Origin of the sequence: Roseibium marinum (genome assembly GCF_002906165.1) — a bacterium.
GTDB lineage: Bacteria > Pseudomonadota > Alphaproteobacteria > Rhizobiales > Stappiaceae > Roseibium > Roseibium marinum.
This window is the reverse complement of the sequence record NZ_PPCN01000001.1, coordinates 194,728-208,581: the sequence shown is the minus strand read 5'-3', so window position 1 is coordinate 208,581 and position 13,854 is coordinate 194,728. Positions and strand designations below refer to the sequence as shown.

Below are 13,854 nucleotides of genomic sequence, written 5' to 3'. Positions count from 1 at the left end.
GATCCGCGTCAGCGCCGCAGGTCGATCTGGTGGTGCCTGATGCCGATTTCCCAGGACTGGCCGTTCATCGGCTCGCCGTCCAGGTTGAACTGCACGCTTTCCTGGGTCTGGATGGTCAGTTTGCGCACCTTCTTTTGAATAAGGGCGTTGTTCAGGCCCTCCGCGCCGCTGTCCAGCAACATGGTCAGCAGGTCGATCGCCCGGCCCGAGGTGGGGAACGGCAGGATGGTCAGGTCCAGGAAGCCGTCGTCGAGCTTGGCGCGGGGACACAGCCGGATGCCGCCGCCCGCACGCTGGCCATTGCCGACGGCCAGCGCCAGGAAAGCGCCTTCCCAGGTGAAATCCTCAGTCTCGATCCGGGCTTCACAGGCCGCCAGTTCGGAAAAGCGCTGCAGGCCGGTGAACAGATAGGCGGCCCCACCCAGAACCTTCTTGAGACTCGGATCGGTCTCTGATGTGACGCGTGTCCCAAAACCGCCGGTGGCCATATTGACGAACACGCAGCCGTTCACCTCGCCGATATCCGTCGGCTTGGCGTCCGCACGCGCGGCAAAGCGCAGGCAGGACAGAATGTCGTCGGCATCCAGATCTATCTGGCCGGCGAAATCATTGGCCGTGCCGAGGGGAAGCACCGCAAAGGCGAAGGGCGGTTTTTCGCCCTCGCCCAATTCATGCAGCGTCGCATCCACCACCTCGTTCAAGGTGCCGTCGCCGCCACCGCTCACAAGCGTGTCGATCCGCTCGCTTGCGTGATCGCGCAACGCCTCCCTGACAAGACGGGGAATGTCCCCCGGCTCATAGGTCGTCCGCACGGACACTTCGTGTCCCATGGACCGCACCGCATCGACGGCCTCACGCACATCGTTCCGGCCCGCCGACTTGCCGTTGAGGATCAGGCGCAAATGCTGCTTGTCCAATTGCTTCTCCCTGGAAAGTCCCGTGCTCGGATGAACAGCGGACGTTCTACCACTTTCAAATCGCTCAACCCGGCAGCATGGCTTCGCGGCCTGCCCGGGCCGTTCTGGCTTCTTCCATCAGCCACTTTCGGAAGGCCGCCACCACGGGCCGGATGGTCCGTCCCTCCGGATAAACGAAATAATAGGCCGTCTGCTGATCCAGCGACAGATCAAACAGACGCACCAGACGTCCCGAGGCCAGTTCGGTTTCGACAAAGAACCTCGGGATCAGCGCCGCGCCGGCGTGATGGATGGCCGCTTCGGAGATCATGACAAACTGCTCAAACCGCGCTCCCTGGAATGCCGTGTCCGTTTCAACACCCGCCAGATCGAACCATTGCCGCCAGGCGAGCGGCCGGGTTGCCAACTGCAGGCGCGGAACGCGCGCCAGATCGGCCGGCGCCCGGATCTCGTGCCTGTCGCGGAAAGCGCGCGAGGATACTGGAATAACCTCTTCGTCGAACAATCGTTCCGCGATGGCTCCGGCCCAGACCGGATCGCCGTGATGAATGGCCCCGTCGAACGGCTCCTCCTCGAAATCGAAGGGCTGCAGACGGACACTCAGGTTCAGGCCCGCATCCGGATGGCGGCGGGCGAAATCCGCCAGGCGCGGCGCCAGCCAACGGGTCCCGAACGTCGGCAGGACGGCCAGGTTCAGAACATCGGCGCTACCGGCATAAGACATCACCTGCCGTGTCGCGGCGGTCATCTGCTCCAGCGCGCCGCGGATGTCATGCAGATAGATCCGGCCGGCATCGGTCAGGACGATGCGCTGGCGCACACGGCGGAACAGCTCAACGCCGAGCCGGTCCTCCAGATGGCGGACCTGTTTGGACACCGCCCCTTGCGTCAGATGAAGTTCCTCCGCCGCGCGGGTGAAACTCAAGTGCCGGGCAGCGCACTCGAAAGCGATCAGGGTGTCCGCCGGCGGGACGAAGGCGCGTCGCACGAATTCTCCTCCACTTCATTCCATTTTGTCATGAATGATGGAGCAGCTTTCGCTTTTCCGCAATTGAAATTGCGGCAAGATTGGAGAATACAGAATGACCCAGGCTGGTGACAGGCCGACAGACATGGGCTGAAGCGACGGGCCCGGGAGAGAACTCATGAACGCTCCGGCACATATAGAATCCTCGCCCTCCGGCGGCGGAACATTCGACTGGCAGGATCCGTTCCACCTGCGCGACCAGCTCAAGGAAGACGAACAGCTCATCCAGGACACCGCCCGGGCCTATGCGCAGGAAAAGCTGCAGCCGCGCGTTGTCGAGGCCTACAGGGAAGAGAAGACCGACCGGTCGATCTTCAACGAAATGGGCGCGCTCGGCCTGCTGGGCGTCACCCTGCCGGAGGATTACGGCTGTGCGGGCGCCTCCTATGTCGCCTATGGCGTGGTTGCCCGTGAAATCGAACGCGTCGACAGCGGCTACCGCTCGATGATGAGTGTGCAGTCCTCGCTGGTCATGTATCCGATATATGCTTACGGGTCGGAGGAACAGCGTCAGAAATTCCTGCCCAAACTGGCCTCCGGCGAATTCGTCGGCTGTTTCGGCCTGACCGAACCGGACGCGGGCTCCGACCCGGCCGGGATGCGTACCCGCGCGGAGAGAATCGACGGCGGCTACAGGCTGACCGGTTCGAAAATGTGGATCTCCAATTCGCCGATCGCAGATGTCTTCGTGGTCTGGGCGAAGTCTGAAGCCCATGACGGCGCCATTCGCGGCTTCGTGCTGGAGAAGGGCACGAAGGGCCTCAGCGCACCGAAGATCGGCGGCAAGCTTTCTCTGCGCGCCTCGATCACCGGCGAAATCGTCATGGACCGCGTCGAGGTCGGCGAGGACGCGCTGCTGCCGAATGTCTCCGGCCTCAAGGGGCCGTTCGGCTGCCTCAACCGCGCCCGCTACGGCATTGCCTGGGGTTCGATGGGTGCGGCGGAGGATTGCTGGATGCGGGCCCGCCAGTATGGCCTCGACCGCGAACAATTCGGGCGCCCGCTGGCGCAGACGCAGCTTTTCCAGAAAAAGCTCGCCGACATGCAGACCGAGATCACGCTCGGGCTTCAGGCCGCCCTGCGGGTCGGCCAGCTCTTCGACGCCGGTCAGGCCTCGCCGGAAATGATCTCGCTGATCAAGCGCAACAATTGCGGCAAGGCGCTGGATATCGCCCGCCAGGCGCGCGACATGCATGGCGGCAACGGCATCCAGGAGGAATATCATGTCATGCGCCACTCCCAGAACCTGGAAACGGTCAACACCTATGAAGGCACGCATGACGTTCATGCGCTGATCCTCGGGCGCGCCCAGACCGGCCTGCAGGCTTTCTTCTGATCGGGCTTCCGATCCGGAAAACCCGGCGGACGGGCCAGGTTCCCGTCCGCCCCACCTTTTCAGCGTTGTCCTGAACGCGGGATGCCCACGGAGGCTGCATGGCAGAGCGGACTGCGGATGTCGTCGTCATTGGCGGAGCCGTCATGGGCTCCTCCGTTGCCTGCCACCTTGCCGGGCGCGATGATTTCACCGGCCGCATAATCGTCGTTGAAGCCGATCCAGCCTATGAGACCTGCGCCTCCGCCCGGTCCGCGGCGTCCATCCGGCAGCAGTTCTCCACGGCAATTAATATCGAAATCTCGCTGTATGGCATCCGTTTCCTGAGGGAGATCGGCTCGACGCTCGAGGTGAACGCGGAGCGCCCTGCAATCGACCTGCACGAGGGCGGCTATCTGTTCCTGGCAACGCCGGAGAAAATCCGCATCCTTGAAGAGAACCACCGGCTGCAGCAGGACCTCGGTGCGGATATCGGTTTTTACGATCCAGCCGGGCTCAAGCGGAAATTCCCGTGGCTGGAAGTCTCCGACCTTGCCGCCGGCTGTCACGGACTGACCGGGGAAGGCTGGTTCGACGGCTACGGCCTGATGCAGGCCTTCCGGAAGAAGGCGCGCGCCCTCGGAGCAGAATATGTCGCGGCGCAAGCCTCGGTGGAAGCCGGCGGGGCCGGGGGCTGGCGCATAAGGTTGTCGAACGGAGAAACCCTATCGGCTCCGGTGGTCGTGAATTGCGCCGGGGCGTCGGGCGGCGCGGAGATCTGCAGACAGGCGGGACTGAAGGTTCCGGTCGTACCGCGCAAACGCTGCGTCTTCACCTTCGACTGCCGCGAGAAGCTGGAAAATTTCCCGCTGCTGATCGACCCGTCCGGCACCTATGTGCGTCCGGAAGGAACGGGCTATATCTGCGGGTCGGCTCCACCCGCAGACCGGGATCCGGACTGTTCCGATTTCGAGGTCGACCATGTCCTGTTCGAAGAGCATATCTGGCCTGTTCTTGCCGCGCGGGTCCCCGCTTTCGAGGCCATCCGTCCAGGCCCGGCCTGGGCGGGCAGCTATGACATGAACCTCTTCGACCACAATGCCTTCATCGGTGCGGTACCTGGCCTGGGGGGCTTTTATCTGGCGCTTGGATTTTCCGGTCACGGATTGCAGCAGTCACCGGCCGTCGGCCGGGGTCTGGCGGAACTTATCGCGACCGGCGGCTACCAGAGCCTGGATCTGTCGCCCCTGTCAATCGAGCGGCTTGCGGCGCGAAGGCCGATCATTGAAAGAAATGTCGTCTGATCACTAGGGTCTGGGGACAATTAGGTTTGGGTCGCGGCGCGAGCCGGATTTCGGTATCCGAACAGGAGGAAAGTCCGCAGTGGTGCCGCCCACCACAAGGACTTTCCGACGCAGTCGGGACCGAAATCCGCCGCGTCTCGAAGAGATTTGCGCTTTATTCAGCGACAAGAAGCGGTGTAACCGGACCTTCGTTCACATCCGCGAGCCGCAGGCCGGCAACCTTCGGCAGCGTCATGGGATCGACGGGTATGATCTCCGCCTTGCGGTCCGCAGGGACGCCGCTCGCGCCGGCCTCATGCTGAACGGTCTTCTCCGGCCCACCGGTATCCAGCGCCGTGTCCGGAGCCATTTCCGGCCGCAAGGACGCAGGCGTCGCACCGGCCGTTCCCGGACGCCCGGTCCAGTCGACAACGCCGGACATCGTTTCCGCGAGAACCGCGCTCAATCGGGCTATCCTAGTCTTGTCCGGCTCGAAAGGCGGGGATTCATGGCGCAGATAGGCCCGCTGCGCCAGAAGCAGGGTCACCACATGAATGCCCCGGTCCGGCCGGCCGTAAGAGCGTTCGATAAAGCCGCCACCGGCAAATCCGTCCACACCGACAGAATAGTCCTCAAGCCCCCTGAAGGTGCCGACAAGCTGATTGCGGAGGTCCGGATCGCAGGACGTTCCGTGGGCGCTGCCGATGCTGATCAGGGGCAATCCCGTGTCCGTCACGCCCTTGATGTGGGAGCGCATGGACTGGCAGTTGATGATGACGATCTTGCGGTGTTTGCGCAGCAGCCGGTCGATCTGTTTGCGCAAGGCCCGGTGAAACGGCATGCAAAACAGCAGCGAGCGCTGTTCGATCTCCGTCGGGCCGGGTTCCTCGCCTGGCTGGTAGATCCTCTTGCCGTCGAGAGTGGTGACAGGGCACAGGGCAACCGCCGGGTCCCGAGCCGCGCTGACCGGCGTCTGGGGATCCTTGTCGACGTCAATGACATACCGGGAAATCGAGGAGCGCAGCAGCGTCGCATCCAGATCCTTGTGAAACCCGAAGACGCGCTCGAGCCGCCAGGACAAATCGGTCTGGAGCCGCCCCGTTGCGTTCAGCCGGTTGAGCACAGCATTCGGGATTTCTGTCCCGCTGTGAGGCAGGCACAGAATGAGCGGACTTTGTCCTTCTTCAACCAGGATCATGTTACGACGCCTAACCGACGATAGCGATTGACGGCTAACTTGGCGAAATTACTTAACGGAAACAAGACATTTTCTGATTCTTTGAGTGACACAACAATGCATACTGTAATCGATAAGGATAATTTTTACCATATAAATCAACACACTATCGAAATTAACCCTAGGCTGCAATCGCGCCTGCAACCACCGATTTTTCTGCCGCAACGTTAATTATTGTCCCGGCCACCGCAGTGTCGGAGACGGCGGGCGACCCGCCAATGCCGGAGAATTCACCTTCCCTGCTTGACGGAAATGGCATAGCAGGCAATTTTCCGGTTGAACCCCTCTTGCGGCAGGCAGTGCCGAACCATCCTTCCAGCCCCAGATACGCACTTTGAACAAGGAACCCGCCATGTCCCTTCGCAATGGCAAAGAGTTTTTGATGATTCCGGGGCCGACCAATGTCCCCGACGAAGTCCTCAGGGCGATGCACCGGCCCGCTGTCGACATTTACGAGGGGCCGCTTCTCGAAACCACCGATTTTTGCATCGGCAGCCTCAGGCGGCTGTTTCGCACGGAAGGCAAAACCTACATCTACGCAGCGAACGGCCACGGCGCCTGGGACGCGGCGCTGTGCAACACGTTGAAACGGGGTGACAGGATCCTGGTGCTGGAATCGGGCCGCTTCGCGCTCGGCTGGGGCGAGGCCGGCGGCATCGCCGGTCTCAACGTCGAGGTCCTGCCCGGCCAATGGGACAAGGGTGTCGACCCCGCCCGCCTGGAAGCGCGGCTCAAACAGGACACCGCCCACGAGATTGCCGCGATCCTCGTCGTCCAGGTCGACACGGCGTCCGGTGTCTGGAACGATATCGCCGCGCTTCGCAAGGCGATCGACGCCGCCGGTCATCCGGCACTCTACATGGTCGACACGATCGCATCGCTCGGCTGCATGCCCTTTGAGATGGATGCATGGGGTGTCGACGTCGCCCTGACCGGCTCGCAGAAGGGGCTGATGTGCCCTCCCGGTCTTTCCTTCGTCGCGGCAGGACCCAAGGCCGACAAGGCCCATGAAACCGCCGACCTGAGAACCAATTACACCGACTGGACCTTCCGTCAGGGCCCCGAGCATTACCAGAAATACTGCGGCACGCCTCCCGAGCACCTGCTGTTCGCCTTTCGCAGGGCGCTGGAACTGCTGTTCGAGGAAGGACTGGAGAAGGTCTGGCACCGGCACGCGCTGCTGGCCGAAGCCACCCGCCGGGCCGTGGCCGAGTGGTCCCGGGACGGCGCTATTCACTTCAGCATCAGCGAACCGCATGCCCGCTCCAACAGCGTAAGCGTGGTGCGCATCGACCAGGGCGACGTCGCGGCGCTGCGCAGCTTCACAAAGGAAGTCTGCGGCGTCACCATCGGCGGCACCATCGGCGAATTGTCCGGCAAGGGCATCCGGATCGCCCATATGGGCCATGTGAACGCGGTCATGCTGCTCGGCACGCTTGCCGCCATCGAACTCGGGCTGACCAAGCTGCACATCCCGCATGGCCGGGGCGGCGTTCAGGCCGCCATGGATTACCTGGCAGAAGCCGTTTGACAACAAACGGAACGCCTAACCGTGCTAGAAGGGCATGTCCCTTGAACCCGGGTGAGACATGACTGTACTGCTGAACCTGGCCGGCGCGCTCGGACTGTTCCTTTATGGAATGAAGGTCATGAGCGACGCCTTGTCGGAGCTTGCGGGCCGGGGCCTCAGGACCACACTCGGCGAACTGACCTCCAACCGCTTCAAGGCGCTCTCCATCGGCGTCTTCATCACCTGCGTCATCCAGTCCTCGTCGGCGACGACCGTGATGGTCGTCAGCTTCGTCAATGCGGGACTGCTGCCGCTGACGGGGGCGATCCCGGTCATCATGGGCGCCAACATCGGCACCACCTTCACCGCCTGGCTGATCGCCCTTCTGGGCTTCGGTGTGTCCATGACCGCCATTGCCATCCCGCTGATGGCGCTTGGCTTCGCGCTGTTTTCAACGCCGGCCGGCCAGGCGCGCAAATGGGGCGGCATCATCATCGGCTTCGGCCTGCTGTTCATCGGCCTTGAATTCATGAAGGACGCGGTGCCGGATCTGCAGAACAATCCCGCCGTCTATGCGTTCATCGAAACCGTCTCCGGCTACGGCTTCTTCTCGACGCTGCTGTTTCTCCTGATCGGAACGGCACTGACCGTCGGTCTTCAATCCTCCAGCGCGACGATGGCGATCACCATCGTCGCGGCGAGCCAGGGCTGGTTGCCCTTCGAGGCAGCCGCCGCGATCATCCTGGGCGAAAATATCGGCACCACCATCACCGCAAATCTTGCCGCACTGGTCGCCAACGCAAATGCCAGACGGGCCGCTCTTGCGCATTTTTTCGTCAATGTCATCGGCGTGACCTGGGCGCTGCTGCTGCTGCGGCCGCTGATCGGCCTAGTGAACGAGATGGTGATCTGGGGCGGCGGCGGGTCGCCCCTCCATGACCCGGCGGCCATTCCGCTCGGTCTCGCCCTGTTTCACAGCATTTTCAATATACTGAACGTCTCGCTGCAGATCGGGTTCGTCACCCGGCTCGCAGACCTGGTAACGCGGATCATTCAGGAAAAGCCCCAGCCGGGACTGGAGTTCGTGGTTCCGAAATATCTCACCGCTTCCGCGATCAAATATCCTGAAACAGCCGTGGATGCCTTTTTGAAGGAATCCCGGCGGCTCTTCAACAACGCCCTCTTTGAGAGCGTCGCGCACAGTCTGTCCCTGTCGCGGCGGCAGATACAGTCAAAGGACCCCTTCGAGCCCTGGCTCAGGCAGGCAGGCCCCATCCAGCCCTATGACACGCAAGCGCATTTCCTGAGCCGGATCGAGCCGCTTTTTGAGGAGATGCTGCGTTATTCGTCGGAAATTCTGGCCAATCACGATCTGTCGGAGGATCAGGATCACCAGATCCAGGCCATCCGGCTCGCCGACCGCCGGATGCTGGACATCGTCAAGAACAGCGCCGTTCTCAACATGATCGCGACCCGGGCAACGGAAGAAAGGAGCCCGGAATTTCGTCAGGAAATGGATTCGATCCGTCTGATGATCGCAAAGCTGCTGCGCTCGCTTTTCGAGCTGTTCAGCCAGGATCCGGAATTGCGGACCCGGGAGGCATTCAAGGCGCTGCGGCGGGATGCGCGATTCCTTGACGGGAAAATCTTCCGTGAAGCGGACGAGCTGATCCGCAGCCGGAAGATCACGCCCGCGGAAGGCGCAACGCTCATCAACGCGAGCTCCATCTGTAAACATATGTCGCGCGATCTGGTGAAGACCGCCCGTACACTCTACAGCGATTTTCACAGCATCCCGGCCTGACGGCCCGCAGCCAATCGCGTTTAGAGCCTTTCCTCAAGGTTGTCGCAAAGTGTCCTGAGAACCTTGATGCGGGCATGGCGCTTGTTTTCGGCGGAAACCAGCGTCCAGGGAGCGTAATGGGTCGAGGTCCGGTCAATCATGTCGCCCGCGGCAATGGCGTATTGATCCCATTTCAGCCGGTTGCGCCAGTCGTCGTCGGTGATCTTGTGCTGCTTGTAGGCGGTGTCTTCCCGGGCCTTGAACCGGCGCAGCTGCTCTTTCTCGGAAATCGCCAGCCAGAACTTGCAGACGATATAGCCGAAATCCGTCAGCTCCTGTTCGAACTCGTTGATCTCGTTATAGGCCCGCAGCCAGTCTTCATGCCCGGCATAACCTTCCACCCGTTCGACCAGCACGCGCTCATACCAGGACCGGTCGAAAATCGCGATATGCCCCTTGGCCGGGACCCGGCGCCAGAACCTCCACAGATAGGGCCGCGCCTTCTCCTCGTCGGTCGGCGCCGAAATCGGATGGACCTTGTAGATGCGCGGATCAAGCGGCCGGATCACCCGCCGGATTGCCCCACCCTTTCCGGCTGCGTCATTGCCCTGGAACACCAGCACAACACCGGATTTCGACATGGATTTGCGGTCGGAAAGGTCGGACAGTATCTTCTGGTATCTGTCCCGCTGCTCTTCATATTCGGCTTTGCCCAGTTTTTCGGTGAGATCGATCATATCGACCGCGGTTTCCCGTTTCAGGCCGCCGACAACGGGCGGAGCGGAAACGGAATGCGTCTCTCCGTCTTCCAGTTTCAGCTTCATGGCGCCCGCCACCGTCTGGGCGAGCGCGGCGTCGCGGTACTCCGGGTCCTGAGAGGGTATGACGAACCAGGGCGCAGATCCCTTGCTGGTTTCCAGAATGATCTTCTCGCCCGCCTCACTGGCCTTCTTGTGATGTTTCAAGGCGGCCCAGTCCGCAAGCACGTGACGGGCCGCGTGTTTTTTCTCGATGTGCTTCAGCCGTTCCTCCTGGACCTCCTTCGGCAGAACGAACCAGAATTTCAGGATCAGCACGTCTTCATTGGCCAGCATTTCCTCGAAGCGGCGGATGCGGACAAGCGCCTTTTCGAAGGCGTCTTCATCGATCTTCTTGTAGATCCAGTCCCTGAGGACCGACTGATACCAGCTGCCGAAGACGATCGCCGTATCGCCTTTGGCGGGCAGGTCCCGCCAGTAGCGCCACAGCGGCGGCCGCCGGCGCGCCTCGTCCAACGGCTCGCCATAGGCGTTGCAGACGAGATGGCGCGCATCCATCCATCCGTAAAGCCGGGCAACGGCCTCGCCCTTGCCGGCGCCGTCGAGACCGTCCACCAGGATCAGCGTTGAAAACGGCTGCTTCTCGATCACTGGCAGTTGCGCCGCCAACAAGGCTTCCCTGAGTTCCGGTTCGAGCTTCTTGAAGGTCTTCTTGTTCATTTTCTGCGGCAACCGGGCCGATTCAAACATAAAAACCTCCATGAGACGCAATGCCTCTCTCATTGTGAAACAGCTTAAGGCCCGGAGAAACCGTTTTTTCGCTATTGGATGGAAGGATGCACGCCTATATGAAGCGGTAATCAAATAAATCGGGTGATCGAACCGCCCGGCAATTGACCGTGGAAACGCCTTTTTTCATCAACCGACCGATATCCGTGACCGAATATTTTGACCCTGTCCTGACTTTCATCGCAGATAACCCGTCGCTGGCAGGCCTGATCTGTTTCCTGGCCGCCATGGGCGAAGCGCTGTTCCTCATCGGCCTGTTCGTGCCGTCCACGGTGGTCCTGGTGGGCGCGGGAACGCTGGTTGGTCTCGGCAAACTCGATCTTGCGCCGATCTTCATCTGGACAACACTCGGCGCGACGGCGGGCGATGCGGTCTCCTATTGGATCGGCTACACGTTCAAGGACAAAATCAAGAACATGTGGCCGCTCAGCAAATATGCCCACATGATCGAAAGTGGTGAGAGATTCTTCGCCAAACACGGCGGCAAGAGCGTTTTCTTCGGCCGCTTCGTACCGGGGGTCAAATCCGTCGTTCCCGGAATCGCCGGCATGGCGGGCATGAATTTCTCCCGCTTCTCGGTCGTAAACATCACTTCCGCCTTCGCCTGGACAATTGCCCATCTGGGGCCCGGCATCCTCGCCGGATCGGCCCTCGGTGCCATCGGCCAGATCAGCGGACGCCTGGCGCTGGTCCTCGGCGCCCTGCTGCTCATCGTCTTCCTGACGGTTATGCTGGGGCGGTGGCTGATCGTGATCATCCTGCCGCTGTTTCCCAATGCGCATGCGGCCATCGTCTCCTGGTTCGTCAAACGTCCGGACCGGATCTCGCAATGGATCGCACGCAATTTCGATCCGGCCCATCCCCGCTCCGTCGGCATGCTTGCCTCCGCCCTGCTGCTGCTGATCTCCATGCCTGCCTTTTTCTGGATTGTCGGCGAGGTCGCGCCGGGCGAGCCGATGGTGCGGGCGGATCTCGCCATCCTCAACATGTTCGACAGCCTGCGCACCCCGCTTGGGGACAGGATCATGGTCTTCCTGACCACGCTGGGCGACGGGATCGTCGTGACGGCCGTAACAGTGGCGGTTGCCGCCTATCTGTTCCTGCGCAAGGCCTGGAGGCGGGGGACGGGTTTTGTCATCGCCATGGCCGGGACGGCGCTTTTCGTGCCGCTGTTCAAGCTGGTTCTGCACCGGTCGCGGCCGATCGAGCTTTATGCCGGAGCGGACGCCTACAGTTTCCCGAGCGGCCATGCGACGCTGAATGCCGTCCTCTTCGGTATCTGCGCTGTGCTGATTGCCCACGACCTCAGCCGATGGGCCAAGGCGAGCATCTTTACTGTCACCACGACGCTGGTGATCGCCATCGGCTTTTCCCGTGTTTATCTGGGCGCTCACTGGATGTCGGATGTTCTGGCGGGACTATTCTTCGGAACGGCTATGGTCTCCGCCTTCGCCTTCGTCTTCGGTCCCATTCACAACGAGAAAATCGGGCGGGCGACAGTTGCGGCCATTGCCGTCCTGACGCTCACCTTTTTCGGCGGCTGGCATCTTTCGGAAACCTATCAGCAGGCGCTCAAGACCTACGAACCCCGCTCTAGCAAGGAAGTCCTGACGGCTTCGGGATGGAAGGAAGGGAGCTGGCGGCTGCTGCCCGCGCGGCGGATCGAGCTCAACGGCGACATCGAAGAACCGCTTGTCATCCAGTATGCCGGGGCACTGAACCGGTTCGCGGACACTGCCGGCAAGGCCGGATGGCAGCAGCCTCCGAAATGGTCGCTGTCGACAGCAACCGGATTCGTGGAAGGCAAGACATCCCCGGGCTCGTTGCCCATCCTGCCGCGCACCCAGAACGGGCGCCAGCCTGCCCTGGTGCTGATCCGCCAGGACCCGGATGGCAGCGAAGGCGGCCGATGGGTGTTGCGCCTCTGGCCCAGCCGCTACGAGATCGTGCAGGACGGAAAGCTGCAGGCGTTATATCTCGGCAGCGTGGTTCATGAAAACATCCTGCGGCCGATGGGCGAGTTTTCAGGTCCGAGAACAAATGTCGATGTCCCCGGCCCGTCGGACAATCCCGGCTTGCTGATGGCGGGGGCAGTGACCCGAAAACGCGCTGACGGCACCGAAGTTGTGCTCGGTTCCGGACCCGGCGCTCCCGCGCCCGCCGGCCCTGAGACCGGCGCCGCCGCCTCGCGGAGCCGATAGAAACGGCCGCGCCGGCCGGGAGTCTTTCCCAAATATTTTCTCCCGGTCCGACCAGAAGATTTTCGCGCATGGTTCGAGCAGATCACCCTTGATATTTTCTTTTATATTCATATATTCGAATATATAGTAACAAGAGGCCTATCATGACTGAATTCACACCTCTACTCAGTTTCGCAGGCGGAATGGTGATCGGACTTGCCACTGTCGCCCTGATGGCCGTGCACGGACGGATCGCCGGTATCAACGGTATTTTGAGCGGCTTCCTGACCACGCAGTTCAATCAGGACTGGGCCTGGCGCGCCGCCTTTCTCGGCGGAATGATCGCCAGCCCGCTGGTCCTGCTCGTGCTGAGCGGCCAGATGCCCGAAATCTCCGTCCCCTCGCCCGCTCCCCTTCTTCTGATCGGTGGATTTCTGACGGGGATCGGCACCACATACGCCTCGGGCTGCACAAGCGGCCACGGGGTGTGCGGAATATCGCGCCTGTCGGCTCGCTCGATCGTCGCCACTCTCACTTTCATGACGACGGCCATAGCGACCGTTTTCCTGACCCGTCACGTTTTCGGAGGCTGATCGCATGAAACCTCTTCTCGCATTCGCCTTCGGCCTTGTGTTCGGATGCGGCATCCTGATCTCCGGCATGGGCAACCCGGCCAAGGTCCTGAATTTCTTCGACATCGCCGGTACATGGGACCCGAGCCTTGCCTTCGTGATGGGCGGCGCCCTACTGGTGACCGCCATCGGCTACCGCCTCGCCTTCCGGATGGGCCGGCCGCTGCTTGCAAGCTCCTTCAGCCTGCCCACGAAACAGGATCTGGATATCAGGCTGATCGGCGGTTCCGCCGTTTTCGGGATTGGCTGGGCGCTGACCGGTTTCTGCCCGGGCGGGCTCGTCCCGGTCCTCGGTCTGGGAACGGCCCCCCTCATGACCGGCGCCGCCATTCTGGCCGGCATTCTGGCGGCCAGATGGATGATCCAATTGAGTTATCGCAAGACAGCTGCTGAAGCTTGAGACTAGGGTACGGACACATAAAATTG

The 13,854-nt window shown here is 61.7% G+C and carries 11 protein-coding genes; 7 read left to right on the top strand and 4 right to left on the bottom strand.

Going from position 1 to position 13,854, the window contains the following annotated elements; translation table 11 throughout:
• Positions 1 to 8: 8 nt before the first annotated feature.
• The gene (gene yegS / locus CLV41_RS00945; protein WP_103220411.1) at positions 9 to 917 is read right to left on the bottom strand and encodes a lipid kinase YegS; all 909 of its coding nucleotides are present in this window, start codon (positions 915 to 917) and stop codon (positions 9 to 11) included.
• 64 nt (positions 918 to 981) lie between these two features.
• Positions 982 to 1,905, bottom strand: coding sequence for a transcriptional regulator GcvA (gene gcvA, locus CLV41_RS00940; RefSeq protein WP_103220410.1), 924 nt, complete (start codon positions 1,903 to 1,905; stop codon positions 982 to 984).
• A gap of 157 nt (positions 1,906 to 2,062) precedes the next feature.
• Between gcvA and CLV41_RS00935 the strand changes: the two genes are divergently transcribed.
• Positions 2,063 to 3,280: an acyl-CoA dehydrogenase gene (locus CLV41_RS00935; RefSeq protein ID WP_208987223.1), complete on the top strand. Its 1,218-nt coding sequence runs from the start codon at positions 2,063 to 2,065 to the stop codon at positions 3,278 to 3,280.
• A gap of 98 nt (positions 3,281 to 3,378) precedes the next feature.
• A complete protein-coding gene (locus CLV41_RS00930; RefSeq protein WP_103220409.1) occupies positions 3,379 to 4,560 on the top strand; it encodes an NAD(P)/FAD-dependent oxidoreductase in 1,182 nt (393 codons plus the stop codon).
• Positions 4,561 to 4,714: 154 nt separating this feature from the next.
• On the opposite strand, the gene CLV41_RS00925 is transcribed toward CLV41_RS00930, so the two are convergent.
• Positions 4,715 to 5,737 (bottom strand): N-formylglutamate amidohydrolase, encoded by a 1,023-nt coding sequence (locus CLV41_RS00925; protein WP_103220408.1) that lies wholly within the window; start codon positions 5,735 to 5,737, stop codon positions 4,715 to 4,717.
• A gap of 391 nt (positions 5,738 to 6,128) precedes the next feature.
• Here CLV41_RS00925 and CLV41_RS00920 point away from each other — a divergent pair, with 391 nt between their 5' ends.
• Positions 6,129 to 7,307 carry a pyridoxal-phosphate-dependent aminotransferase family protein gene (locus CLV41_RS00920; protein WP_103220407.1) on the top strand — a complete coding sequence of 393 codons (1,179 nt, stop codon included), beginning with the start codon at positions 6,129 to 6,131 and terminating at the stop codon, positions 7,305 to 7,307.
• Between the two features lie 58 nt (positions 7,308 to 7,365).
• The gene (locus CLV41_RS00915; protein WP_103220406.1) at positions 7,366 to 9,090 is read left to right on the top strand and encodes a Na/Pi cotransporter family protein; all 1,725 of its coding nucleotides are present in this window, start codon (positions 7,366 to 7,368) and stop codon (positions 9,088 to 9,090) included.
• Between the two features lie 20 nt (positions 9,091 to 9,110).
• Here the strand turns inward: CLV41_RS00915 and pap are convergent, their stop codons facing one another.
• Entirely contained in the window at positions 9,111 to 10,577 is a 1,467-nt protein-coding gene (pap, locus tag CLV41_RS00910) for a polyphosphate:AMP phosphotransferase (RefSeq protein ID WP_103221455.1), read from the bottom strand.
• A gap of 185 nt (positions 10,578 to 10,762) precedes the next feature.
• Between pap and CLV41_RS00905 the strand changes: the two genes are divergently transcribed.
• The 3 genes from CLV41_RS00905 to CLV41_RS00895 all read left to right on the top strand — a co-directional run bounded on the left by CLV41_RS00905 (position 10,763) and on the right by CLV41_RS00895 (position 13,828).
• A complete protein-coding gene (locus CLV41_RS00905; RefSeq protein ID WP_103221454.1) occupies positions 10,763 to 12,817 on the top strand; it encodes a bifunctional DedA family/phosphatase PAP2 family protein in 2,055 nt (684 codons plus the stop codon).
• A gap of 143 nt (positions 12,818 to 12,960) precedes the next feature.
• The gene (locus CLV41_RS00900; RefSeq protein ID WP_103220405.1) at positions 12,961 to 13,389 is read left to right on the top strand and encodes a YeeE/YedE family protein; all 429 of its coding nucleotides are present in this window, start codon (positions 12,961 to 12,963) and stop codon (positions 13,387 to 13,389) included.
• Positions 13,390 to 13,393: 4 nt separating this feature from the next.
• Positions 13,394 to 13,828, top strand: a complete 435-nt coding sequence (locus CLV41_RS00895; protein ID WP_103220404.1) for a DUF6691 family protein — start codon at positions 13,394 to 13,396, stop codon at positions 13,826 to 13,828.
• The last annotated feature ends 26 nt before the right edge of the window (positions 13,829 to 13,854 follow it).